The organism is Glutamicibacter bergerei (assembly GCF_054495185.1).
The window spans coordinates 2,144,886-2,170,361 of sequence record NZ_CM137131.1 but is presented as its reverse complement, the minus strand read 5'-3'; the positions used below and the strand labels follow the sequence as shown (position 1 = coordinate 2,170,361).

Here is a 25,476-nt window from a genome sequence, read left to right as displayed (position 1 = left end):
TACTTATGAACGCTCCCGAAACCTTAGAGCTACGCCTTGGATCGATTGCCCACGGTGGACACACCGTGGCACGACATGAAGGTCGAGTAATTTTCGTCCGCCATGGGATTCCCGGCGAACTGGTCAACGTGGTGTTGACCGATGCCGGCGAAACCGCCAAATTTTGGCGTGCAGATGTCGTTGAGGTACTCGAAGCCAGCGAACATCGAGTGCCTCATATCTGGGACCAGGCCGATGCGCTGACTCACCGCGACCCGGTGGGCGGAGCAGAATTTGGCCATATTAGTCTGGATTACCAGCGCGTGCTCAAGGCGCAGGTGGCCGCGGAGCAGCTGACTCGTCTGGGTGGGCTGAAAGCCGAAGACTACAATTTCCCTGCGGTGCAGGCAGTACCGGGAAACGCGGACGGCCTTGGCTGGCGTACCCGGATGTCCTACTCGGTGACCGAGAGTGGCCACTTGGCCATGAGCGGTTTTCGCAGCAATGAACTGACCGAGATTACCCAGATGCCTTTGGCGCATCCTGGGATCGAGGCCATTGGGTTGTACTCGGTGGACTTTAGCGGAATCGATCGGGTGGAAGTCGCGGTATCAAGCCGGGACGATTCCACGGTGCTCGTGCTGCTTTCAGAAGTTCTCCCAGGCGCTGCCTTGCGTGTGGCGAAGCAACTTCCAGAGGGCGTCAATCTTGCCGTCTTTAGCCAAATGGGTGGTTCCGCGGCCGACGGCAAAGGCGACCTTGAGGTTATCACCGGCAATGGCTGGCTCACTGAGCAGGTGTTGGGCAATTTCTTCCGCATTACCGGTGAAGGTTTCTGGCAGGTGCACCGCAGCGCCGCAACGCTTTTGACCGAGCGCGTCATGGATCTTACAGCCCCAGAATCTGGCGAAGTCATTGCCGACCTATACGCCGGCGCGGGACTTTTCTCCTTACCGCTGGCCGAAGCAGTGGGACCACAGGGGCGAGTTTTTAGCATCGAAGGTGCACCGGGAACTCACGAGGATGCGAAGAGAAATCTAGCTCAGACCCCACAGGTTACCGTGACACGCGGCCGGGTAGAGCGCTTGATGCGCCAGCTGGCTCGCGAGGCTCAGCTGGACGCAGTGGTCTTGGATCCACCGCGCACCGGTTTGGATAAGCAGTCAGCAGCGGAATTGGCTACTAGTGGTGTTCCACGCATTTGTTACGTCTCGTGTGACCCGGCAGCTTTTGCCCGAGATACGGCTCGTTTGATGGCTCGCGGCTACGAATTAGATCACATGGAGATTCACGATTTATACCCGCATACTCACCATATGGAGTCGATTGGTCTGTTCGTCCGCCGTTAGACCATGATTTTAAGCGCTTGAACCACAAATTAAGCGTAAGATTTCTGCGGATCCGGCATTTTCTCCCAGTTGCGGATAGACTGGGGTTAGCTCTGCAGCAATACAAATATGACATTCTCAGTTAGGAGCGCCTAACTGGAATTATGTATGAGCATGCATAAAGAATGAGTGTCTGGCGAGAGGAGTCCCAATGAGTAAAGTGGACAGTTTCGGTGCCAAGGGCGTACTTGACGTCAAGGGAACCGAATATGAAATTTACCGACTGAATAAGGTCGAAGGCTCGGAAAGCCTTCCCTACAGCTTGAAGGTTCTACTTGAGAACCTGCTTCGCACTGAAGATGGTGCGAACATCACCGCAGACCACGTAAAGGCCGTAGGCCAGTGGGATGCATCGGCTCAGCCGAACACCGAGATCCAGTTCACCCCAGCCCGCGTGCTGATGCAGGACTTCACCGGTGTGCCTTGCATCGTTGACCTTGCAACCATGCGCGAGGCAGTTCAGGAACTCGGTGGAGATCCTACCCGCGTGAACCCACTGGCACCTGCTGAAATGGTCATCGACCACTCCGTGCAGATCGATACCTTTGGTTTCGCAGGCGCCGTCGAGCGCAACATGGAAATCGAATACCAGCGCAATGGTGAGCGTTACCAGTTCCTGCGCTGGGGCCAGACCGCATTTGACGACTTCAAAGTCGTCCCGCCAGGCACCGGCATTGTGCACCAGGTCAACATCGAGTTCCTGGCTCGCACCGTGATGACCCGCGAAGTTGACGGCGTGCTGCGCGCATACCCAGATACTTGTGTCGGCACCGACTCGCACACCACCATGGTTAACGGTATGGGCGTGCTGGGCTGGGGCGTTGGTGGCATTGAGGCCGAGGCAGCGATGCTCGGCCAGCCTGTCTCCATGCTGATCCCACGCGTTGTTGGCTTCAAGCTTGCTGGCTCGATCCCAGCCGGCGCGACCGCAACCGACGTGGTGCTGACCATCACCGAAATGCTGCGTAAGCACGGCGTTGTGGGCAAGTTCGTTGAGTTCTACGGTGAAGGCGTGGCAGCTGTGCCATTGGCTAACCGTGCAACCATCGGCAACATGTCCCCAGAGTTCGGCTCCACCGCCGCAATGTTCCCAATTGACGACGTCACCTTGGATTACCTGCGCCTCACGGGCCGCAGCCAGGAGAACGTGGACCTCGTTGAGGCTTACGCCAAGGAACAGGGCATGTGGCACGATCCAAGCCGCGAGATCCGTTTCTCGGAATACCTCGAGCTGGATCTGTCCACCGTCGTTCCATCGATTGCCGGCCCGAAGCGTCCACAGGACCGCATCGAGCTGTCTTCGTCGAAGGAACAGTTCCGCAAGGACATCCACAACTACGTATCGAACGCCGAAGACACCCAGGGTGTTGGACGTCCGTCGACCGCAGTTGAGGTCACCAAGGAAGATGGCCAGAAGTTCACCATCGACCACGGTTTGGTTTCGATCGCTTCGATCACCTCGTGCACCAACACCTCGAACCCTTCGGTCATGCTTGCCGCTGCAGTACTTGCACGCAACGCCGCCGACAAGGGCCTGTCCTCCAAGCCATGGGTCAAGACTTCGGTCGCCCCAGGCTCGAAGGTTGTCACCGAGTACTACGAGAAGTCCGGCCTGATGCCATACCTAGAGAAGCTTGGCTTCTTCGTGGTTGGTTACGGTTGCGCTACTTGCATTGGTAACTCCGGTCCATTGGATGCCGAGATCTCCGAGGCAATCAACACCAACGACCTCGCAGCCACCGCAGTTCTTTCGGGTAACCGTAACTTCGAAGGCCGCATCAACCCAGACGTCAAGATGAACTACCTGGCTTCCCCGCCACTAGTTATCGCTTACGCACTGGCCGGCACCATGGACTTCGACTTCGAAACCGATTCCCTGGGCAAGGACAACGAGGGCAACGACGTCTTCCTGAAGGACATCTGGCCATCGCCTGTTGAGGTTCAGGAAATCATTGATTCCTCGATCGACGAGGGCATGTTCGCTAAGGGTTACGAAGGCGTCTTCGAAGGTGACGATCGCTGGAAGGCACTTGACACCCCAGAAGGCTCGACCTTCAAGTGGGACGAGAAGTCGACCTACGCACGTAAGGCACCTTACTTCGACGGCATGACCGCCGAACCAGCACCGGTTGAGGATATCTCCGCTGCTCGCGTTCTGCTCAAGCTTGGCGATTCGGTCACCACCGACCACATCTCACCTGCAGGTTCGTTCAAGTCGGAAACCCCGGCTGGTCAGTACCTGATCGCAAACGGTGTGGATCGCAAGGACTTCAACTCCTACGGCTCACGCCGTGGTAACCACGAAGTCATGATCCGCGGTACCTTCGCGAACATCCGTATCAAGAACCAGCTGCTGGACGGCGTCGAGGGTGGCTTCACCCGCGACTTCACCCAGGATGGCGCTCCACAGTCGTACGTGTACGACGCTGCGGAGAACTACAAGGCTGCCGGCACCCCGCTGGTCGTTCTTGGTGGTAAGGAATACGGTTCGGGCTCCTCGCGTGACTGGGCCGCCAAGGGCACCGCACTGCTGGGTGTCAAGGCCGTCATCACCGAGTCCTTCGAGCGTATCCACCGCTCGAACCTGATCGGTATGGGCGTTCTGCCACTGCAGTTCCCACAGGGCGAGTCCGCTGATTCGCTGGGTCTAACCGGTACCGAGAGCTTCTCGATCGCCGGCGTGACCGAGCTGAACAACGGCACCACCCCGAAGACCCTGAAGGTGACCGCTACCGCCGAAGACGGCAAGGTCACCGAGTTCGATGCGGATCTGCGTATCGACACCCCAGGCGAAGCAGACTACTACCGTAACGGTGGCATCCTGCAGTACGTCCTGCGTCAGATCGCAGCTTCTAACTAAGGTTTTGACCACTAGTTAGTTTCAGCTTCTGGAACAAGCCGAAGGCCTCAAAGCGCAAGCTTTGAGGCCTTCGGTCGGTTAACTAGGGCTCATACTTAGACTGAACTCTCGCGATCTTTGGGCAGCTCAAGCGGTGTTCGAAGAAGCGGGGAAACGTGCGCTCAGAAGCGTCAGTGCATCTGTCTACCCATAAGATTCAGCGTCCGTTACCTTCTGGCAGCGACTAGATTTCCACCTTGAGTGAATCACTGCGAAAGACTACAAACGGCTAAAATTCTCCTTAGTATGAACTGTGAACCGTACAAGGAGCATGGAACATGAGTAACGTCTGGCACGAGGAACTGCTCAACGAAGACCAAGCTGCACAAATTGAAGAATGGCTTACCGATCCACAAATTGTCGCAGATCTTTCGTGGGGCCTGACTGACACCAAGGTTCTTCAGCTTTGGTCGGGTGGACAGCAATATATCCTTAAAACGGCTGACGCGAAGAATCATCACATGCAACGCGAATTTGTGGCTCACGCGAGGTTTACAAGGCCACTGGTTGAGCTCGGAGTAACTGCACGGGCACGCTTTGTGGATGAATCCTTGCGGTTATTGGTGATGGACTATCTGCCTGGGTACTTATGCGACCATTCACCGGCCGAATTGGATCCAGAGATCCACGTTCAGGCCGGACGTGCGTTGCGGCTTATCCACGATCAATTCTCGTACAACGACGAAAACTACGAGAAAAAGTTCATTCGCAAATGCCTTAACTGGCTATCGGCTGACCATCGAATCAATCCGCACGTCGTAGCGCGCGCGGGCACTGCACTGAGTGAATATCGCACCGAAGCTTCACTGTTAGTACCGACCCATGGTGATTGGCAGCCACGCAACTGGATAATTAATGGGGACAGACTCCACGTTATTGATTTTGGGCGTTTCGATTTTCGTCCTGCGTCGAGCGATCTGAATCGGCTAGCTGTCCAACAATGGAAAGACGCGCCGGAATTGGAATCCGCGTTCTTTGAAGGATATGGAGATGATCCTCGAGATTCCAGAACTTGGCCGATCATCTCGCTACGCGAAGCAATAGGCACCGCGGTCTGGGCCTATCAAGTAGGAGACACCGACTTTGAAGCGCAGGGGCACCAGATGTTGCGCGATGCGCTAGAACTCTTCTGAGAAATCAACAAGAACAGCGCCCTGCGGGAAAATACGGTGACAGTAGCCAAGGTCATTGCCGGGAAATTCGCACCATATCCAAACGTGACGGATAATGGAAAGAGTCCTGCGAAAGCTATAATTAGTGTTTCGCATGGATTGACCGGTCCGTAATGGGCGAACATGTAAAGGGGATGACAGTGTCTTTATTGGAGACCATCAATAAGCCTAGCGATCTGCGGGCTCTCACCCTAGAACAATTGGAAGATCTCGCAGGAGAAATCCGCGCCTTCCTCATTGCCAACGTTGCGCGTACCGGTGGCCATCTCGGCCCAAACTTGGGCGTCGTTGAATTGACGCTGGGCATCCACCGCGTCTTTGATTCACCGACCGACTCCATCGTTTTTGACACCGGACACCAGTCCTACGTACACAAGCTGCTCACCGGGCGAAAAGATTTCACCACGCTGCGCCAACAAGGCGGCCTGGCCGGATATCCGGACCGTGGCGAGTCCGAGCATGACATCGTCGAGTCCTCGCACGCCTCCGCCTCCCTGTCCTGGGTTGATGGCATCTCGCGGGCCAACAAACTTCGTAAGCAGACCGAGCGCTACGCCATCGCGCTAGTCGGCGACGGTGCGCTGACCGGCGGCATGGCTTGGGAAGCGGTCAACAATATTGCCGCTGACAAAGACCGCAAAGCAATTATTGTCGTCAATGACAACGGGCGTTCCTACGCGCCGACCATTGGCGGGCTAGCCAACCAGCTCTCCGGGTTGCGCCAGCAACTAGACAAGTTCCGCACCCACCCTTCCTACGAAGACGCCATGAGCAAGCTCAAGGGCAAGCTCAAAGACTCGGGCGCCGTAGGAACCTTCGCCTACAAATCCCTGCACGCCACCAAAAAGGGAATCAAAGATTGGTGGGCGCCTCAGGGATTGTTCGAGGACCTCGGACTGAAATATATTGGCCCGATCGACGGTCACAACCAGCGTGCCGTCGAAGAAGCCCTGCTGCAAGCCAAGCAGTTCGGCGGTCCAGTGCTGGTTCATGCGATGACTGAAAAAGGTCACGGCTACGCTCCGGCCATCGCAGACGTGGCAGACCAGTTCCACGCGGTTGGCGTGATCGACCCGGAGACCGGCGTTCCGGTTGCCAGCGGGGGAGCAAAGAGCTGGACCAGCGTCTTCGGTGATGAAATTGCTTTGGTCGCCGACGAACGTGATGACATTGTCGCAATCACCGGTGCCATGCTGCAGCCGGTGGGCCTAAAGAAAATGGCCGACAAATACCCAGAGCGCGTCATCGACGTAGGTATTGCCGAGCAGCACGCGATGACAGCCGCAGCGGGTTTGGCCTTCGGTGGCCTCCACCCAGTCGTCTGCGTCTACGCGACCTTCCTGAATCGCGCCTTTGACCAGCTGCTGATGGACGTTGCCCTGCACAAGGCCGGCGTCACCATCGTGTTAGACCGTGCTGGTGTCACCGGTCCAGATGGCCCCAGCCACCACGGCATGTGGGATATGGCTTTGACACAGATTGTGCCGAATCTTCATCTGGCAGCACCGCGCGATGCCTCACGCTTGCGTGAAGAACTGCGCGAAGCACTGGCCATCGACGATGCACCGAGCGTGGTGCGCTTCTCTAAGGGGTCGGTCGGTGAAGAAGTTGAGGCGATTGATCGGTTGCCTGACGGAGTTGACGTGCTCGCTCGCCTCGGAGATCGGGCCGCCCCGGACGTGCTGATCGTTTCGGTAGGAGCCATGAGCGAACTATCACTGGATGTGGCACATAGGCTCAACAGCCAAGGCATCTCGGTGAGCGTCGTTGACCCGCGCTGGGTACTGCCGGTTCCCGCCTCAGTCGTCTCTCTTGCCGCTCGCCACCGCATCGTGGTCTGTATCGAAGATGGCGTGCGCGCCGGGGGCGTCGGTTCCCGCTTGCGCACCGAAATGCGGGCAGCCGGAGTAGATACCGCACTTAACGAAGTCGGTTTACCTACAGAATTCTTGGCCCACGGAACCCGCGCTCAGGTACTTGAACGGGTGGGACTCACCGCTCAACAGGTGGCTCGGGACACCATGGCCCAGGTTCTTGGAACCAAGGTGCCGTTCGCGCGTCCGCTGCCCGGACAAGATTTACCAACTGGTCAGATTCCCAAGCTGTGAGCGCATCAATGCCGTTTCCCACCGGATTGACTCGCACCCCGGAATCGGTGCGTTTCGGCTCGCTCATTGTCAGCCGTGCCTGGAAATACGATGGCACACCGCATTGGGTGGTCCCCGGTTTTTATCTCGGCGCCGATGAACATGGTCATTGGCTGCACCAACCGGCGGGTTCCTTGGTAGCACGTCCCGGAACCGCGCATTTGGCGTTGACCGATGCGCTGTGTCTCATCCCGCATCACGGTTTTTGGGTCGCTACGCTTTACTCCGATGCAGCCGACGATTTTGACGTCTATATCGATTTGGCCACCTCGATTGGATGGCATCCGCTGCGCCGTGGGGGATGGGAAGTAAATTCCGTCGATATGGATCTCGACGTCATTCGTTCACGTACCCGCGACACCTTTTTAGACGATGAAGATGAGTTTGAAGAGCACGCGTTGAAGATGAACTACCCCGAAGAACTACAGCGTCAGATGCGCGAGACCAGCACGTCACTCATGGCCCAGGTAGCAGAGAACCTGCCACCCTTCACGCACTCACACCGACAGCTTTGGCTGGCAAAGGTCGCGGAACTTCCACGCTGAGCCCAGCATTATCACCACTACTAAGGACAAAAAGATGGCGATTATTCGCACCTACCGCTTGGACGAGAAGAACGAACTACAGTTCCGCGAAGCGTGGTACCAGCAGTTTGATGAAGACGAGCTGGGCCAGTTCGTGATTAACCATGGAACCGTGGGTCACATGTCAAAGACCAGCGATGTTCAAGATGTGAAGGTGGAACGAGCCGACGAGCTTTTCGCCGGTTTCCTCGCTGCCTGCGAAGAAGATGGCTACGCGCAGATCCCTGCCGAGCAGCAGAGCTGGGTGATTGTGCAGTATGCGCTGAAAACCAAAGATGGCACCGAGCGCGACCGCTACATGGAGAAGAAAGCCAAGGAAGCGCTCACCGGACATCTGGCCTGGCGTGGACTAGGGACCGTGGAATCGAGCGACTTCGCACCCAACAAGCTCAACATTCGGATCCTTTCGCCGGCTCCGAAACTCGCCGTGGCCTCGGTCAAGGTGTGCGTCCGCGATGCCAAATTGGATACCACTAAGATGAGCGTCGGAATTGCACCGTACGACAATATTGAAGCGGTCAAGATGGCACACCCGATGCCTGCCAAGCCGTTTTCGCTGAGCTAATAACCTTCGGGCCGGGACTCCGGCCCACAGTAGGTTCTTCATGAACTAAGGACAAAGGACAGATGATTCCTCAAGAGGACCGGGACGAAACCCCGGGGACCAAGCGTAAGACATCGCAATTTGGTGCTACACGCACACCTCTACACTTGGTGTTTCAGGCTTGCCTCGGCGTAATCGTTGGTATCGGTATCACCTCGTTACTGAGCGAGGTCTCGCACGTACAGGTGGCCTTAGGCGGGGTGTTCGTGGTGCTCGCCGCGTGGATCGTGGAGCAGGGCTTCCGCTTGCCGGCACCGAATACAAAAACCGGCGCGCGAATCCGGCTGATCTTGCGCCTGGTCGCGCTGGTTGGTTTCACGATCGCCGTGAGCTCACTGCTGACGTTGATCGAAGCCTAGACGCAGCCAAGAATTTTCGAATCCTGGCGGTTAAAATAAGCCGGCCAGAACATCTTTCAAAGATGTTCTGGCCGGCTTATTGTTATTGACTAAAATCCTTAGTCGGTGCCGGAGTCAAACGCTGCGGACTCGATGGCACGGTCCGTTGCTAGACCCGATTCGTCGACCGGTGAGGCGTCGACAATGTCGTTCGCTCCACCATTTTCCAGTGCGCCAACCAGCTTCGCGGTGGATCCACCAACCAAGCCCATACCTGCATACTGTTCCAGACGACCGCGCGAATCGGCGATATCCAGGTTACGCATGGTCAGCTGACCGATACGATCCAGCGGACCGAAGGCTGCGTCACCTACGCGTTCCATGGACAGCTTGTCCGGGTGGTAGCTAAGGTTTTCACCTTCGGTGTTCAAGATCGTGTAGTCATCGCCGCGACGCAAACGTACGGTCACGGTACCGGAGATGGCCGAACCGACCCAACGCTGCAACGACTCGCGCAGCATCAGTGCCTGTGGATCCAACCAGCGACCCTCGTACATCAGGCGGCCCAGACGGCGACCTTCGTTGTGGTAGCTGGCTACGGTGTCTTCGTTGTGGATCGCGTTGACCAGGCGCTCGTAAGCGATGTGCAGCAGCGCCATAGCAGGTGCTTCGTAGATGCCGCGCGACTTCGCTTCGATGATACGGTTCTCGATCTGGTCACTCATGCCCAGACCGTGACGGCCACCGATGATGTTCGCCTCATTGACCAGGGCCACCGGATCGGTGAACTCCTTGCCATTGATGGCTACCGGACGGCCGGCGGAGAAGGTGACCGAAACATCTTCGGCCTTAACCTCAACCGATTCGTCCCAGTACTTGACGCCCATGATTGGCTCGACAGCCTCAAGTGAGGTGTCCAGCAGCTCTAGCGTCTTTGCCTCGTGGGTTGCGCCCCAGATGTTGGCGTCAGTGGAGTACGCCTTTGCTGCCGAGTCACGGTAAGGGAAACCGTGCTCCTGCAACCATTCACTCATCTCCGAGCGGCCGCCCAGCTGAGCGACGAATGCTGGGTCAAGCCATGGCTTGTAGATACGCAGCTTCGGGTTAGCCATGAGGCCGTAACGGTAGAAGCGTTCGATGTCGTTACCCTTGTAGGTCGACCCGTCGCCCCAGACATCCACGCCGTCTTCGCGCATCGCGCGAACGAGCAGGGTGCCGGTGACGGCACGGCCCAGTGGGGTGGTGTTGAAGTAGGCTTTTCCGCCCGAGCGAATATGGAAGGCACCACAAGCAAGTGCTGCGAGGCCTTCTTCGACCAAGGCTGGTTTGCAATCGACCAGGCGCGAGGCTTCGGCACCGTATTCCAGAGCACGGTCTGGAACTGCATCGATGTCGGGCTCGTCGTACTGGCCCAGATCGCCGGTGTAGGTGTAAGGGATGGCGCCCTTGTCGCGCATCCAGGCAACTGCGACCGAAGTATCAAGGCCGCCGGAGAACGCGATACCGACGCGTTCGCCTACAGGGAGAGAGGTGAGGACTTTTGACATGTTTCCATCCTAATGGATAAATATGCAACACAGTGAATCGAGGTGTGAAATGTTCAGCACACCGTCCTACCCGATAGCCTATGGGTAAGTCGCCGCCTAAGTGAAGCGGCACCGCGCAAATTATCAAAGAGGTGCTCATGGAATTTCGTCAGCTTGGCCGCAGTGGTCTGAGTGTTTCGGTTGTTGGACTCGGTTGTAACAACTTGGGGCGCCCGGGAACGGCCACGGAATCACAAGCCGGAACCGACGCGGTGATCCACGCCGCTCTCGATGCAGGAATCACCCTCTTTGATGTGGCCGACTGCTATGGGCGTGAGCCCGGCCTGTCCGAAGAACGCCTTGGTAAGGCGCTGGGCACCGCGCGTGAAGACATCGTGCTCGCCACCAAATTTGGCATGGATATGAAGGGTGTTAACGGTCCAGACTTTAACGCTCGCGGATCTCGTCGCTACATCGTTAAAGCGGTAGAAGCTTCATTGCGCCGTTTGGGAACCGACTACATTGACCTCTACCAATTCCATACCCCTGATGCGAACACCCCCATTGAGGAAACGTTGAAAGCTCTCGATGACCTGGTGAGCAGCGGAAAGGTACGTTACCTTGGGCACTCAAATCGTACTGGCTGGCAAATTGCTCAGGCCGAGTATGTAGCCCGTGAGTTGGGCGCCGAACGATTTATTTCAGCGCAGAATCATTACAACCTTATTGATCGCCGAGCCGAGCTGGAGATCTTGCCCGCAGCCAAGGAATTCGGTCTCGGCGTGTTGCCTTACTTCCCGTTGGCAAACGGTTTGCTTACCGGAAAATATTCCAAGGGGCAGGCTCCGGAAGGAAGCCGACTGACACACGCTCGTCAGGCCTTGCTCGAAACCAGTGACTTTGAGCAGTTGGATAAGTTTGCGGCATTCGCTGCCGAAAGAGATCTCACCCCAGCGCAGCTCGCATTCTGCTGGCTCGCGGCCCAAGAGCCAGTGTCCTCGGTCATTGCCGGGTCGACGCGCCCGGAGCAGGTCGCGGCCAATGCAGAGGCGATTAGCTGGGTCCCCACGGATACCGAGCGCGAAGAAATCAACCAGATCTTCCCTAGCCCACAGAAGGTGGCATTGTTCTAAGCGGAATCTTCGCGCACCATGAACGCAGGGAATCTCATCAAAACTGGTGAGATTCCCTGCGTGAGGTATTTATTGAACCCTTGCTCAAGCATCTAGTGGTGGATAAACCACGATGTCTTGTCCCTTGATGCTCGCGGCGTAGCGAGTAAGTCCTTTCGGCGCAGGTCCTGCGAGCACACTGCCGTCTTTGTAGTCATAGCGTGAGCCGTGGCAAGCACAATAAAAATTCGCTTCGGGAGTTTCTGTGCCCACTGCACATCCCTGGTGGCTACAGATATTCGAGTAAGCCAAGACCGTGCTTGCATCTGGTCGATAGAGCAAAACGCCAAGATCTTTGCCGCTGGCAGGCCCGCGTACGGTGACCTCGGCCTTTCCCAGTTCCGCTAGCTGATCGCTAGGCATCACGTTTTGACCGTCCCCGTCGGGACTGGGCGCCGCGCTGGCCTGTTCCGATGAACCGGGGGAGGAGCTAGGGCTACAAGCGGTGAGCGCCGCGCCAAGACCTGTGGCACCGGCAGCGCCTAGAAGCGTACGACGAGTGGGCTTCGAAGGAGAATCCATGGGCTAAGTGTGGCAGAGCCGGAGGCGAAAAACACTAGAACGAGAAGTATTTATTCCTGGTCGTGGTTTAGGCCTCGCCCAGATATACGACGATGTCCTTACCTTTGATTTCGCAAGCGTACCGGGGCAGGGCCTCGATTGCTGGCCCAGCGGTCGCCGAACCGTCCGCGGGGCTGAAGCGTGAACCGTGGCAGGCACAGTAAAAATCGTTTTTGGAAGACTTCGGGGTCACTGCACATCCTTGGTGGGTGCAGATACTCGAATAGGCCAGCACGGTTTTTGCGTCTTTGCGGAAGAGCAATACGCCAATCTCTTCGCCTGTAGCTGGGTCTTTGGCAACAACCTGTGCCCGCGCCTTCTCTGGAAGATCGGTTAAGGGCAGTACGGTCTGCGCTTCGCCGGCTGGCTGCGGTACCTGACCCGGTGTGGGGTTGGGAGCGACGGATTCTCCGTTGCCACAGGCGGTGAGTAATGCGCTGGAGCCTAGAAGCGCAGAAGCGCACATTACGGTACGGCGGGCGGGGCGAGCAATATCGGTCATAGCTAGATTCTCTCAGATTAACCTGTGGCAAAGCTAAGCCGTATGCCCTCTGCGTAGCAAGTCACAGGCTAATGCGCGCAAAAGCGAAGACCCCCGTGTGGCTGTAATTCACAAATGGAATAACAGCCGCACGGGGGTCTTCGCAGAATGGGAGATTAGGAGTTGAACTTCTTCCCATTTACTCGGTCCGAGGCTCCAACCTGATCGAGGTACGGGGTGATCCCGCCCAGATGCATTGGCCAACCGGCACCGGTGATCATACACAGATCAACGTCGGCAGCTTCGGCCACAACGCCTTCGGCAAGCAACAAACCGATTTCTTCGGCCAAGGCATCCTGCACACGGATCAGGATCTGCTCCTTGGAAGAAGGCTTGTCACCAAAGCTCAGCAAACCATCCATCTCGGGGTTTAGTATCTGAGCACCCTTGTCATCCTTGATCCACAACGTGGTGATCTTTGCATCGATCAACTTGCCCAGATTCTCTGAGATCGCAAAACGCTCCCCGAAGGATGCATTAAGTGACTCATTGACGTGTTGTGCCACGGGGAGACCAACCATAGACAGCAAGGTGAATGGAGTCATCGGCAGTCCCATTGGACGCAAGGCGGTATCTGCGGTGAGCGCGTCGGTGCCTTCATCGAATGCTGCCTGAACTTCACTCATCAATCGTAGTAGCACGCGGTTGACCACAAATGCTGTGGCATCCTTGGTGCGCACAGTAGTTTTGCGTAGGTTTTTACCCAGAGCAAAGGCTGTGGCCACGGTTGATTCGTTAGTCCACTGGGTCGCTGCAATTTCCAGCAACGGCATCACGGCGACGGGGTTGAAGAAGTGGAACCCGACTAGGCGCTCAGGGTGGGCTAGTTCCTTGCCCATCTCGGTGACGGAGAGTGAGGAGGTGTTGGTGGCCAAGATGCATTCGGCAGATACCACGGCTTCAACCTCGGCAAACACCTGCTTCTTAACGTTGAGTTCTTCAAAGACCGCCTCGATGACAAAGTCTGCGTCGGCGAAGGCTTCCTTGGTCACCGAACCGCTCACTAGCGCCTTAGTGCGGTTGACCGCGTCCTGGCTCATCCGTCCCTTGGTTTGGAGTTTGTCGATTTCACCGTGAATGTAGGCAAGACCTTTGTCTACGCGGGACTGATCAAGGTCGGTGATGATCACCGGAACGTTCAGTCGGCGCACGAAGAGTAGAGCTAGCTGGCTTGCCATCAATCCGGCACCAACCACGCCAACCTTCGTGACCGGGCGAGCAAGCTTGGCACTAGGCGCTCCGGCAGGACGTTTGCCACGCTTTTGCACGAGGTCAAGGAACGAGTAGACGGTGTTCTTGAACTCATGGGTGGCCATCAGCTCGGTCAGCGCAGCGATTTCTAGTTCGGCGGACTGCGCTTGGGTGAGCGTCATGCCCTTGCGGAACACTTCGAGCACCTTGTACGGGGCGGGGGTCGCGCCGGAAAGCTTCGCGTCAACGAACTTTTCTGCCCGATCTGCCGCGTCCAGCCAGCGCCGTGCCACCTCTGGGTCGCTAGGATCCACCGAATTTTCGCGCAGTACTTCGAGTTCACCGCTCAATACCGAGCCGGCAAACTTGACCGAGTTTTCGATGAAGTCCGCTGGTTCGAACAAGGCATCGGCGACACCAAGCTTGTGAGCTGCCGGGCCGGAGAGCGTGCGGTTGTTGTTTAGTGGGTTTTCCACCATCACCTTCAGCGCATTTTCCGGGCCGATAAGTCGTGGCAAGCGGTAGACGCCGGCCCAGCCTGGGATGAGGCCAAGGAAGGCTTCGGGTAGTCCCAGGGCTCCGGCGGTGGTGCTGACCGTACGGTAGTTACAGGCCAGCGCGATCTCTAGTCCGCCGCCCAGGGCCAGTCCGTTAATAAAGGCGAACGTGGGCACGCCTAGGTCTGCCAGTAGGTCGTAGGCGCGGTGGCCCAGTGTAGCCATGGCGGTTGCGTGTTCAGGTGCGGAGAGGCGGGTGACTGCGGACAGGTCCGCACCGGCGATCAAGAAGTACGGCTTGCCGGTGATCGCTAGACCGTGAATTTCTCCGGCTTTGGCACGCGCCGCCTGCTTTTCAAGTTCCGCTCGCAGTTCGATCAGTCCGCTTGGGCCCAGCGTGGTGGGTTTTTTATGATCCAGCCCGTTATCTAAGGTGAGCAGTACCAGCGTTTTGCCATCTGGAAGCTGCACATCCTTGGTGAAGGAGTGAGTCACGGTTTCGTCGTGCATGAGTTCGGTGACGGCCGAATAATCCTGTGTCATGTTCTCTTCCCTAAGCCTTCGTGCCAAAGTCTGCGTGGTTTGGGTTCTCCCAAATTACGGTGCCGCCCATGCCCAAGCCGATGCACATGGTGGTGATTCCGTATCTGACCGAATGATCTTCGTCGAATTGGCGAGCCAACTGAGTCATCAGTCGCACCCCAGAGGAAGCCAGCGGGTGACCGACGGCGATCGCGCCACCGTAACGGTTAACACGCTCATCGTTCTGGTCGATGCCGTAGAAGTCGAGGAAGGAGAGCACCTGCACGGCGAAGGCTTCGTTGATTTCAAACAATCCGATGTCTGAAATCTTCAGTCCAGCCTTGGCCAGTGCCTTTTCGGTGGCCGGGACCGGCCCGTAGCCCATTACATCGGGGGAGACCCCGGCGAAGGCGAAGGAGACCATACGCATTTTTGGTGTTAACCCAAGTTCACGTACGGCGGTCCCGCTGGCGAGCATCGCTGCGGTAGCTCCGTCATTCAGTCCCGCAGCATTACCCGCAGTGACTCGGCCGTGGGCACGAAAAGGGGCGCGCAGGTCGGCGAGGGATTCCATGGTGGTATTTGGCCGTGGTGGTTCGTCGACGGTGTTGACCGCCCACCCTTCGCCTGGTCGTTGTGCGGCAACCTGAACCAGATCCGGCTGGATCTGGTTGTGCTCGTAAGCCTTGGCTAATTTCTGCTGGGAGGCTACCGCGTAGCTGTCTGCACGTTCCTTGGTGATTTCGGGGAACCGGTCATGCAGGTTTTCGGCGGTATTACCCATGTTTAGTGCTTGTGGGTCGACGATCTTTTCGCTCAGAAAGCGTGGGTTTGGATCTGCGCCGGCACCCATGGGGTGATTGCCCATATGCTCGACGCCACCGGCGATCACGACGTCGTAGGATCCGAAGGCGATGCCGCCAGCTAGCGAGGTGACCGCGGTCATGGCGCCGGCGCACATCCGGTCGATGGCGAATCCGGGCACCGACTCGGGGATGCCCGAGAGTAGTCCAACGGTGCGTCCGATGGTTAGCCCTTGGTCACCGGTCTGCGTCGTGGCAGCCATGGCGATTTCATCAATTTTCTCGGCCGGAACTTCGGGGTTGCGGCTGAGCAGACCACGAACGGCTTTAACCGCAAGGTCATCGGCGCGTGTTCCGTGATAGATGCCTTTTTCGCCTGCTCTACCGAATGGGGTGCGTACCCCATCGACAAAAAAGACATCGCGGTCCTCTAGTGAGGTGTGCGCGGGTGCGGACACGGAGGTAGTGTTGACGCTCACCGTCGGGCTCCTTGGGATAGGTTTAGGCTGCCCAAAGATCAGGGGCAGTGGTCAGTATCACAGTGACCTAAACCATACGTTACTCATGAGTAACTTGAAGTGCAAGTGCTGAGCGCGTAACTCAGCAATTTCCCGAAGGCCTATGGCGCCTTAGCCGCGCAATGCGTCGGCAAGTTTTGCACTCAAAAGCTCGCGCTGCCAAGGCCTGGCGCCAAGTTCTTCCAATGCACTATCCACGGTTCCGATACTCAAGCTCGCCGGCGGATTCCAGCACAGCGCACGCAGGAATTTCGGAGTCAAAAGGTTTTCTCCGGGGATGTTCCAGTGCTCGCTAATCTCCGTGAGGACTTCGCGCGCCGCGGTGAGCCGTAGGGCTGCCTGCGGATTCTTCTCGCCCCAGATGCGGGCGTTGGGTAGGTCCTGTACCCCGGAACGTAATTCTGGAAGGTCGGGGTTATTTCTTCCGCGTTGCATCGCATCCAGCCAGCGCGGAGCATCTCGTTTTGCGCTACGCCCGTGGAAACCTGGAATCTGTAGCAGTGTGGGGACACTATTTGGCCGATGGTCGACGGCTGCCATAATGGCAGAATCTGGCAGCAGGCGTCCTGGAGCCACATCGCGGCTTTCTGCCAGGGACTCGCGCGACTGCCAAAGTTCACGAGCTACCGAGAGGTTCCGGCGGTTCTTGATTTTATGGATACCAGAGAGCTTGCGCCAAGCCTCGGGTGGAGCCACTGGATCTGGAAGATGGCGCACATACTCAAATTCCTGGGCAGCAAATTCTAGCTTGCCCTGTTCTTCAAGGATCTGGGAAATCTCTTCACGCAGTTCAAACAGAACCTCCACATCCAGTGCCGCATAGTTCAGCCACGATTCGGGCAAAGGTCGGGTAGCCCAATCAACCGCTGAATGTTCTTTGGCTAGCTGCAGGCCTAATAGCTCCCCAACCATCGTTCCCAGTGCGACCCGGGGGAAACCTGCTAAACGGCCGGCAAGTTCGGTATCAAATAATCCGGTCGGGGCCAAGCCCTCGTCATGTAAGCACGGCAAATCCTGGGTGGCAGCATGCAAGATCCACGGCAATTCATTCATGAAGTCGACCAGCGGATCGAGCGACTCAATACTTTCGGGATCAATCAGCCAGGTGCTGGCACCTTCGCGACGTATTTGGATGAGGAAGGCGCGGCGTCCATAACGAAATCCGCTGGAGCGTTCGGTATCAACTGCGAGATCTCCGGTGCCAGCGCGTAGCGCGCGAATCGCCCGGTTCAGTGCCGCAGGGGTGTTGATGACTTCCGGGATACCATCTCGTGGAGCGGTCAGTGGAGTCAGGGTTTGCTGGTCTGCGGCTGGATCTGAAGTAGTCATGGTCCTTCTATTCTAGGACCGATGGCACAAAGCGTTAGCTCATCCGATGGTGTGGCAGTTGTTGTACACCTTCGGGCAGCGGTGGCATGCCCGCAAAGGTGCACACCATATCTGCCCAGGCGCTCAAATGTGAGCCGAGTGCCTCGCCGTGTTCCGGAGTCCACGAGGCGCGCAATTCGATGTCGATATGGTCGTGTTGCCCCTGAAGGTCACCGAAGGATTCGGAGATGACCCGTGTGGCGGTGCCGCCGGCGGAATGATGCGCGGCATGACGCTCAGCCAATGCCTCTTCCAACCAGCTCCAAGCTACGGAAGCCAACATCGAGTCCTGGCCCATCTCGTGATCTAATCGGGCGCGAATGTAGGTGACGACACGGAATTTTCCGCCCCATAACTCTTGGCCTGCAGGATCAAAAAGCAGGATAAAACGCCCCGTGGCTAAGGGGGTTCCCGGTAATAAAAATGGGGTGCGTGAAAATTCCTGACCGTGTTGTCCGTGACTAGGCAACGAATTTTCCAGCACATCGCCGCTCAGCGCCAAGGCGAAGGGTGCCAGCCGGGCGGGAGCGGGGATCTCTGTAATCTTTAGTTCTTTACGAACATCTGCGCGTGAGAGCTCGCCCAACGCCTCGGAAAAGGCCGTGGGAATTCGCGAAGCAGCAGGTTCATTGGTCACCACCCGAGTCTAAAACGCGCCGTACCGCTGGTGCGGTACGGCGCGCCGATTTAGCCTAAGCCGCGCGGTGTGCGGCCATCAACTCACGAAGTTTTGCCGTAAAAGCGCGCACGTCTTCCTCGGTGGTGTCAAAGGAACACATCCAGCGAACGTGGCCGGCTGCGCGGTCCCAGTCGTAAAAGCGGAAGTGCTCGCGCAACTGGTCCGAAACCTCGGTAGGCAACTGAGCAAAAACACCATTTGCTTGCGCCGGGTAGACCAGTTGAACGCCGTCGATCTCAGCGACGGCAGCGGCCAACTGTGCAGCCATGGCGTTAGAGTGCCCGGCAAGCTCGCGCCACAACCCGGTCCCGTAGAGCTCAAGCAACTGGGCGGAGATGAAACGCATCTTGCTGCCCAGCTGCATATTCATCTTGCGCAGGTATTTCAAATCCTGCGCTAATGCCGGATCCAGCGTCAGAATGCCTTCACCGAGCAGCAGGCCGTTTTTGGTCCCGCCCAAAGAAACAATATCCACGCCAACGTCGGTGGTGAGCTCACGCAGCTCCACGCCGAGCGCAGCCGCCGCATTAGACAAGCGTGAGCCGTCCAAATGGACCTTCATGCCCAGTTTGTGGGCATGGTCGGTAATCGCGCGAATCTCCGCTGGAGTGTAGAGAGTGCCCAGCTCCGTACCCTGGGTAATTGACACGGCCAAAGGTTGGGCGCGATGTTCATCGCCCCAGCCCCAGGCTTCCTGGTCGATCAGTTCCGGGGTCAGCTTGCCATCAGCCGAGTTCACTTGCAGAAGTTTAAAGCCGCCGATGCGTTCAGGAGCACCATTTTCGTCCACGTTGATGTGCGCAGTATTTGCACAAATTACCGCTCCCCAGCGAGGAAGCAACGACTGCAACGCGGTCACGTTGGCGCCGGTACCGTTAAACACCGGGAAAATCGCGGCGTTCTCGCCAAACAATTTCTGCGCCATCTGATCCAGAGCCGCGGTGTAGTCGTCATCACCGTAGGCGCTTTGATGTCCGCCGTTGGCGCGAGTAATCGCCTCGAGGATGCGTGGGTGCACTCCGGAGTAATTATCGGAAGCGAATCCGCGCACCGCAGGGTCGTGGCTAATGGTCATAGGTTTTGAGTCCTTTTGCTGGTGGTACGTAGGTGGTGGTGTGCTCACTTAAAAACGCTACACCACCACCGTTGGATCCTGCTTAGGCGGTAGCCAATGGCACGCGTTGACCGTTGACTACCGCCGGGTCCGCGTTCAGTAGTTCAACGGCTGCCGCGGCCAGAATCGCCACGGGAGTGTGGCCAGCTGGCGCCTCGGTAGCCGACATGTCGCTCAATGCTTTGACAACCCAACTGAGCGCCGCCGCTTGTGGAGCCTGCTTGCTGAACAGTCTTGCGATGGCGTTAACCCAGTGCTCTGCCGCGGCTTTAACCGCACCATAATTGGCGTTGGAAGGCGTCGGATTCGTGACCGCCTGCGCGCTGACAATTGCCAGACGGCCCGCGCTTGAAGCGACCAGATCATCGACGAACACCCGAGTCGTATTGCGCAGGGTAGTCATCACGCTGGTGTGCAGAAAATCCCAGTCGGCGTCGGACTGTCCGATGATCGATTTACCGCCGCGCCAGCCGCCCACCAGATGCAATAAAACATCGATTGCTCCATGCTCCGCGTGTACTTGCTCCCCAAGGGCGGTTACTGCCTGCAGATCAGTGAGATCGCAGACGTAGCGTGAGGTAGCAAACCCGAGGCGCTCTTCCAAGCGTTCCGTATTGCTGCCGACCACCAAAACACGCGCCCCGGCATCGGAAAGTTCACGTGCCACGGCGACTCCTGCAGCCGAGGTGGCCCCGGCAATCAGTACCAGTCGATTATTTTCTACTTTGCTCATAAAACCGATCCTAGATGCTTGTTGCGCCGGTCATGCCACGGGTTGAGTCGATCACAGCGGCCATCTTCTTGTTTAGCGCTTCGTAGAACATCGACAGAGGGAACTCGTCGTCCATGACCTGGTCGGTGATTTCGCGCAGTGGGGCAGTCAGTGGCAGCGCGTCAGGGCCCTTAGCCCACACCGAGGCGGGGTTCGGGGTCACCGTGGAAGAGACCAATTCATAGGCGGCCAGCCAGTGCGCAAGCTTTGGGCGGTCGATCGATTTCCAGTACAGCTCATCGATCGCATCCCCCAAGGCCGCAACGATTTCTGGTACTTGATCCCAATCGATGCTCAGCTTGGTGTCGGTCCAGTGCAAAACGTGGTGCTGGTGCATCCAGGCGAACAATAGCTGGCCGCCGAGTCCGTCGTAGTTACGGACCCGCGAGCCGGTGATGGCAAAGCGGAAGATCCGGTCGAAGATCACCGCGTACTGCACTAGCTTGGCGGTCTTAGCGGCCTTTGGGTCGCTTTTCGGGTCGCTCGCGATCTTCATAGATTCGCGGAATGCGGTCAGGTCGCAACGCAACTCTTCGAGCGAGTAGAGGAAGAAAGGCATGCGCTGTTTGATCATGAACGGGTCAAATGGCAGGTCCCCGCGCATGTGGGTGCGATCGTGGATCAGATCCCACATAATGAAGGTCTCTTCGGTTAACTGCTGGTCGCTAAGGAGTTCTGCCGCGTCGTCAGGTAACTGTAGGTTGGTGATCGCGGCGGCTTCCTTGAGCACCTTGCGAAAACGTGCGGCCTCTCGGTCTTGGAAGATGGCGCCCCACGTAAATGACGGGGTTTCGCGAATAGCTACGGATTCTGGAAAGAGCACCGCGGAGTTGGTGTCGTATCCGGCGGTGAAGTCGAGGAAACGCAGTGGTACGAACAGCGCGTTAGTGTAGCTGTTGGCTTCGAGCTCGGAGATAAAGTCAGGCCACATGACCTGAACCAGCACGGCTTCGAGATAGCGGTTGGTCGAGCCGTTCTGCGTGTACATCGGGAAGAGCACCAGGTGCAGTAGTCCGTCTTCACGCTGGGTTTGAGGTTGGAACTGAAGTAGTGCATCCAAAAAGTCAGGGACCCCGAAGTCGGTGCTTTCCCACTTGGTCAGGTCCGCGATGAGTGCGCGGAGGTAGGCCTCATCATGCGCGAAGTATGGCAGGAGTTCTTCCAGTGCGGCCACGATGCGGGCAATCAATTCGCTGGCTTCGCCGCGTGTTGCTGGATCGGAGAGCGAACCGTCTTTGGACTGCAGGCTCTGGAATTGCGTGGCACAGGCTTTCAAAGACAGCCATGCGCTATGGGAAACGAGCTGGTCCGCGGTGGCGCGTGGGGAGTGCTGGAGCTGAGTCATCGTGGGGCACCTCTTGAGATTCTGTGGTCGGTACGTTGCTTAGCTATCACGCTACGCACAAAGAACAGCATTAGTAATGCTCGATCAGCTATGGATAAGCATCTCTAATGCTAAGAGTGAGGTGCACCCCACGACGGTCAGAGGCTTTAGCCCTGTGTTTCCCGCAGGCTCAAGCTCAGCGAGTTCATGCAGTACCGCAGATCGGTGGGTGTTTTAAAACCTTCTCCCTCAAAGACGTGACCCATATGCGAATCACAGTTGGCACAGCGCACCTCAACGCGCTTCATGCCCATCGTCTCATCGGTAATATAACGCACCCGGTCCTCCGCTAGCGGTGCGTAAAACGAGGGCCAACCGCAGCTCGCGTCAAACTTCGTGTCACTGGCAAACAACTCAGCGCCACAAGCCCGGCAGGAGTACACGCCCTGTGTGGTGGTGTCCCAGTATTCACCGGTAAAAGGACGTTCCGTGCCTGCCTGGCGCAAGACGTTGAACTCCTGCGGAGAAAGAACTTGCTGCCAGTCGATTTCTGTCTTCTTTGAATCTTCAGTCATATAGGACACAACGATTTGAACGGCGAGATGATTCCCGAGCGTTCATTTGAGAGTATGGGCACATGGCTCGAAACATTGTCGACACCTTAGAACCGCGCAAAACCCTGCCCGCCACGCTATTGGGCGTCTCCCTGGGACTTGCTGCGGGCTCGGTATTTGCCGCCAGCGTCTCGGCGTTGGCGGGATATTTTGCCCGGCGCATGGTCACCCCGGAAGAACGACGCACGGGCAACGCGCTTATTCGCGCCATCATCACCGACGAGGAAGGGCAAATCTGGTTGCATTTCACCCGCGGCGCAGACACCGCCGATCCTGGCGCGTGCATGCTCATCGCCGAGGATGAAGCCTGCGTGGCCCGGCTATCGGCTCCGCGCCCGGTACCCGAGAAGCCTCGGCTAGTAGCCCGCAAACTCGAACAAATCTATCGCGGTAGCCTGGATGGAGTGCGTCGGGGATATCTTTCCGGGGCCATCTATGAACACCCGCAAGATGCAGGTTTTGACGCCGAAGACATCACCCTCGACTTGGCTGTGGGACCCGGACCGGCATGGCTGATTCCGGGCACCACCGCGCGGAATCTCTGGGTGATCGGGGTGCATGGACGCGGCGCCAAGCGTACCGAATCCATCCGCGCACTACCGGTGCTCACCGAGCTGGGCGCAACCGTGTTGCTGATGAGTTACCGCAACGACGGACTTGCCCCCAACGCGGTCGATGGGCGCTACGGGCTAGGGGATACCGAATGGCAGGATGTGGAAACGGCGGTGCGCTACGCCCGGAACCACGGGGCCACACAGATTGTGCTCTTGGGCTGGTCCATGGGCGGGGCAATCGCTCTGCAAACCGCGGATCGCTCGGCGCTGGCTGCTCACATCGACTCGCTGATGCTCGTGGGACCGGTGATCAACTGGGTTGATGTCATCTCGCACCAGGCAAGACTAAATAAAATCCCGCAAACTGTGGGGCGTTTTGCCGGGTGGCTCCTGACAAATAGGGCAGGGCGTTGGGCCACCGGGCTCGCCGCACCGGTGAATCTCAAAAGGCTCAACTGGGTGGACCGGGCCGCCGAGTTACACCATCCGACCCTGCTCATGCACAGTAAAGATGACCAGTTTGTGCCCTACGGTCCGAGTCTCAAACTTGCTGCCCTACGTCCAGATCTGGTCACCCTGCGAGTCTTTTCCGGTGCCGGGCATACCCGGGAACCAAATAGTGACCCGCAGGGTTTTGCCGCTGCAATCCGTGAATTCCTCACCCGGCGGATAGAAGCTCAGCGGTAGTTCGCGATTGGTACGACCAGTGCGTTCAAGATTTTTACCGCATCATCGGCGGCTAGTTGAAGGCTGAACCCGCGCCGTCCACCGGAAATAAAAATGGTTTCAAACTGCCCCGCGCTGGCGTCGATTACCGTCGGGGAAATTTGGCGCTGGCCGAATGGTGAGATCCCGCCCAGCACATAACCACTGCGCCGTTGCGCGGCGTCTTTGTCTGCCATCTGCGCCTTTTTAGCGCCTAAAACCGCTGCCACGGATTTCAGGTCCAACGTCGAATCCACCGGGACAATCGCCACGGCCAACTCCTCGCTGGCCCGCGCGCCGGTGGACACCATCAGTGTTTTAAACACCCGCCGAGCATCAACGCCCAACTGCGCGGCAGCTTCCGCGCCGTAACTTTGCGCCGAATCACTATGCGTATAACTATGCGCCACATAGGTAATGTCGGCCGCTTCCAAGGCGGCGGTTGCCGGAGTGGAAGCGGCCTTCGATTTTTTCGCCACGAACTATTTTCGTTTCCGTCGTATGCCAACCGCTACGCGGCGGCCAACTGTTCGGTGACCTGACGCTTAATCCGGCCAAGCATCGCGCTCATCCCACGCATCCGCAACGGGGATAATGCACGGGACAAACCCAATCGGGCAGGCATGTCCTCAGGAACGGCCAAGATTTCCTCGGCAGAAGACCCGTCTAGGCCGGCGGCAAGCACGGAAGCAAAACCACGAGTAGTCGGCGCCTCCGGGGGAGCGGAGAAGAACAAGCGCACCACCTGATCCGCGCCCACCTCGACGATCAAAAACAGCGGCGACTGGCACTCCACCACCTGTTCCAAAAGTTCTGGATGCTCGGCCAAATGCGGTGGCAGCTCGGGCAACTCGCGCGAGTAATCCAACAACAGTTCCAGCCTGTCGGCTTCAGGAACCTCACTGAACTCCTCGACGATTTCTGCCAGCGCCGGGTTTAGCGCGCTCATGCGCGAGCTCCGCGCTTAGCAGGTAGTTCGCCATTGGCCTCGCCGCGCACAATAGGCACACCTACCGCGTTGCCCCACTCGGTCCACGAACCGTCATAGTTTCGTACGGACTCAAAACCCAACAGATGCTTGAGCACAAACCAGGTGTGGCTGGAACGCTCGCCAATACGGCAATAGGCCACCACGTCGTCGCCTGGCTTCAATCCGGCTTCTTCGAAGTAAATCGCTTCCAATTCGGCGCGTGACTTAAATGTGCCATCGGCAGCGGCAGCTTTACCCCACGGCACCGAGGCGGCGGTCGGAATATGCCCGCCGCGCATCGCACCCTCTTCGGGGTAATTTGGCATGTGGGTACGTTCGCCGGTGTATTCCTCAGGGGAGCGCACATCAATCAGCGGGTTGCCCAGGTGTTCAAGCACCTGTGGCAGGTAGGCGCGAATCACGCTGTCGTCGCGTTCGATCACCGGGTATTGGGTGGCAGTGACCGCTGGCTTCTCGGTGGAGGTCTCGCGACCCTCGGCGATCCACTTGTCACGTCCGCCATCAAGCAAACGCACATCTTCGTGGCCAAAGAGGGTGAATACCCACAGCGCGTAGGCGGCCCACCAGTTGGACTTGTCCCCGTAAATCACTACGGTCGAATCACGGCTAATGCCCTTGGCGGCCATGAGCTGGGCAAAGGCCTCACCCTCCACGTAATCGCGGGTGACCTCATCGTTCAGCTCGGTGAACCAATCGATTTTCAGCGCACCGGGGATATGCCCGGTGGAGTAGAGCAAAATGTCTTCGTTGGATTCGAGCACTACCAGGTTCTTAGCACCCAGATTTGCTGCCAACCAGTCGGTAGATACCAGACGTTCGGGGTGGGCATACTGCGCGTAGTTTGGGTTGTTCTCCAGCGGTAATGACATGCGTGATCACATTCCTTGTCTTGCGTTTTTATCCGCTGGCGCGC

General features: G+C 57.7%; 23 protein-coding genes. 9 read left to right on the top strand and 14 right to left on the bottom strand.

What is annotated here, in order from left to right:
• The first annotated feature begins 5 nt into the window (after positions 1-5).
• The 7 genes from ACX5K5_RS10050 (at position 6) to ACX5K5_RS10020 (ending at position 9,132) form a co-directional block, all read left to right on the top strand.
• The gene (locus tag ACX5K5_RS10050) at positions 6-1,328 is read left to right on the top strand and encodes a class I SAM-dependent RNA methyltransferase (protein WP_442346666.1); all 1,323 of its coding nucleotides are present in this window, start codon (positions 6-8) and stop codon (positions 1,326-1,328) included.
• A gap of 190 nt (positions 1,329-1,518) precedes the next feature.
• A complete protein-coding gene (acnA, locus tag ACX5K5_RS10045; protein WP_443446612.1) occupies positions 1,519-4,227 on the top strand; it encodes an aconitate hydratase AcnA in 2,709 nt (902 codons plus the stop codon).
• Between the two features lie 317 nt (positions 4,228-4,544).
• On the top strand, positions 4,545-5,399 hold the full coding sequence (locus ACX5K5_RS10040; RefSeq protein WP_459174353.1) for a phosphotransferase: 855 nt from the start codon (positions 4,545-4,547) through the stop codon (positions 5,397-5,399).
• Between the two features lie 179 nt (positions 5,400-5,578).
• Positions 5,579-7,546: a 1-deoxy-D-xylulose-5-phosphate synthase gene (gene dxs, locus ACX5K5_RS10035; protein ID WP_443446608.1), complete on the top strand. Its 1,968-nt coding sequence runs from the start codon at positions 5,579-5,581 to the stop codon at positions 7,544-7,546.
• Positions 7,543-8,130: a DUF402 domain-containing protein gene (locus ACX5K5_RS10030; RefSeq protein ID WP_240520443.1), complete on the top strand. Its 588-nt coding sequence runs from the start codon at positions 7,543-7,545 to the stop codon at positions 8,128-8,130. The genes dxs and ACX5K5_RS10030 overlap by 4 nt, the downstream gene beginning before the upstream one ends.
• Before the next feature lie 34 nt (positions 8,131-8,164).
• The gene (locus tag ACX5K5_RS10025) at positions 8,165-8,734 is read left to right on the top strand and encodes a hypothetical protein (protein WP_096254290.1); all 570 of its coding nucleotides are present in this window, start codon (positions 8,165-8,167) and stop codon (positions 8,732-8,734) included.
• Between the two features lie 62 nt (positions 8,735-8,796).
• Entirely contained in the window at positions 8,797-9,132 is a 336-nt protein-coding gene (locus ACX5K5_RS10020) for a hypothetical protein (protein WP_096254291.1), read from the top strand.
• Between the two features lie 98 nt (positions 9,133-9,230).
• Here ACX5K5_RS10020 and argG read toward each other — a convergent pair whose 3' ends face one another.
• Positions 9,231-10,658: an argininosuccinate synthase gene (gene argG / locus ACX5K5_RS10015; protein ID WP_096253848.1), complete on the bottom strand. Its 1,428-nt coding sequence runs from the start codon at positions 10,656-10,658 to the stop codon at positions 9,231-9,233.
• 137 nt (positions 10,659-10,795) lie between these two features.
• On the opposite strand from argG, the gene ACX5K5_RS10010 reads away from it, so the two are divergent.
• On the top strand, positions 10,796-11,770 hold the full coding sequence (locus ACX5K5_RS10010) for an aldo/keto reductase (RefSeq protein WP_096253847.1): 975 nt from the start codon (positions 10,796-10,798) through the stop codon (positions 11,768-11,770).
• Positions 11,771-11,854: 84 nt separating this feature from the next.
• Here ACX5K5_RS10010 and ACX5K5_RS10005 read toward each other — a convergent pair whose 3' ends face one another.
• The 10 genes from ACX5K5_RS10005 to msrB all read right to left on the bottom strand — a co-directional run bounded on the left by ACX5K5_RS10005 (position 11,855) and on the right by msrB (position 22,274).
• Complete coding sequence (locus ACX5K5_RS10005) at positions 11,855-12,331, bottom strand: Rieske (2Fe-2S) protein (RefSeq protein WP_096253846.1); 477 nt, start codon at positions 12,329-12,331, stop codon at positions 11,855-11,857.
• A gap of 67 nt (positions 12,332-12,398) precedes the next feature.
• Positions 12,399-12,872 carry a Rieske (2Fe-2S) protein gene (locus ACX5K5_RS10000; RefSeq protein ID WP_096253845.1) on the bottom strand — a complete coding sequence of 158 codons (474 nt, stop codon included), beginning with the start codon at positions 12,870-12,872 and terminating at the stop codon, positions 12,399-12,401.
• A gap of 155 nt (positions 12,873-13,027) precedes the next feature.
• The gene (locus ACX5K5_RS09995; RefSeq protein WP_096253844.1) at positions 13,028-15,142 is read right to left on the bottom strand and encodes a 3-hydroxyacyl-CoA dehydrogenase NAD-binding domain-containing protein; all 2,115 of its coding nucleotides are present in this window, start codon (positions 15,140-15,142) and stop codon (positions 13,028-13,030) included.
• Between the two features lie 10 nt (positions 15,143-15,152).
• Positions 15,153-16,403 carry a thiolase family protein gene (locus ACX5K5_RS09990; RefSeq protein ID WP_459174352.1) on the bottom strand — a complete coding sequence of 417 codons (1,251 nt, stop codon included), beginning with the start codon at positions 16,401-16,403 and terminating at the stop codon, positions 15,153-15,155.
• Positions 16,404-16,553: 150 nt separating this feature from the next.
• On the bottom strand, positions 16,554-17,771 hold the full coding sequence (locus ACX5K5_RS09985) for a ribonuclease D (RefSeq protein WP_188685779.1): 1,218 nt from the start codon (positions 17,769-17,771) through the stop codon (positions 16,554-16,556).
• A 34-nt stretch (positions 17,772-17,805) separates the two neighbouring features.
• Complete coding sequence (locus ACX5K5_RS09980) at positions 17,806-18,447, bottom strand: DUF3000 domain-containing protein (RefSeq protein WP_096253854.1); 642 nt, start codon at positions 18,445-18,447, stop codon at positions 17,806-17,808.
• Positions 18,448-18,502: 55 nt separating this feature from the next.
• Entirely contained in the window at positions 18,503-19,564 is a 1,062-nt protein-coding gene (locus tag ACX5K5_RS09975; RefSeq protein ID WP_096253842.1) for a threonine aldolase family protein, read from the bottom strand.
• Positions 19,565-19,646: 82 nt separating this feature from the next.
• Entirely contained in the window at positions 19,647-20,336 is a 690-nt protein-coding gene (locus ACX5K5_RS09970) for an SDR family NAD(P)-dependent oxidoreductase (RefSeq protein ID WP_096253841.1), read from the bottom strand.
• A 10-nt stretch (positions 20,337-20,346) separates the two neighbouring features.
• A complete protein-coding gene (locus ACX5K5_RS09965; RefSeq protein ID WP_441665327.1) occupies positions 20,347-21,720 on the bottom strand; it encodes a DUF6421 family protein in 1,374 nt (457 codons plus the stop codon).
• A gap of 146 nt (positions 21,721-21,866) precedes the next feature.
• Positions 21,867-22,274, bottom strand: a complete 408-nt coding sequence (gene msrB / locus ACX5K5_RS09960; RefSeq protein WP_096253853.1) for a peptide-methionine (R)-S-oxide reductase MsrB — start codon at positions 22,272-22,274, stop codon at positions 21,867-21,869.
• Between the two features lie 62 nt (positions 22,275-22,336).
• Between msrB and ACX5K5_RS09955 the strand changes: the two genes are divergently transcribed.
• Positions 22,337-23,554, top strand: a complete 1,218-nt coding sequence (locus ACX5K5_RS09955; RefSeq protein ID WP_459174351.1) for an alpha/beta hydrolase — start codon at positions 22,337-22,339, stop codon at positions 23,552-23,554.
• Here ACX5K5_RS09955 and ybaK read toward each other — a convergent pair.
• The 3 genes from ybaK to ACX5K5_RS09940 are packed head-to-tail and all read right to left on the bottom strand — an operon-like array spanning position 23,545 to position 25,432.
• Positions 23,545-24,051, bottom strand: coding sequence for a Cys-tRNA(Pro) deacylase (gene ybaK, locus ACX5K5_RS09950; protein WP_188685784.1), 507 nt, complete (start codon positions 24,049-24,051; stop codon positions 23,545-23,547). The two genes, ACX5K5_RS09955 and ybaK, sit on opposite strands and share 10 nt — an antisense overlap.
• Before the next feature lie 32 nt (positions 24,052-24,083).
• Entirely contained in the window at positions 24,084-24,521 is a 438-nt protein-coding gene (locus tag ACX5K5_RS09945; RefSeq protein ID WP_096253837.1) for a SufE family protein, read from the bottom strand.
• Positions 24,518-25,432: a sulfurtransferase gene (locus ACX5K5_RS09940; RefSeq protein ID WP_096253836.1), complete on the bottom strand. Its 915-nt coding sequence runs from the start codon at positions 25,430-25,432 to the stop codon at positions 24,518-24,520. The genes ACX5K5_RS09945 and ACX5K5_RS09940 overlap by 4 nt, the downstream gene beginning before the upstream one ends.
• Positions 25,433-25,476 lie beyond the last annotated feature (44 nt).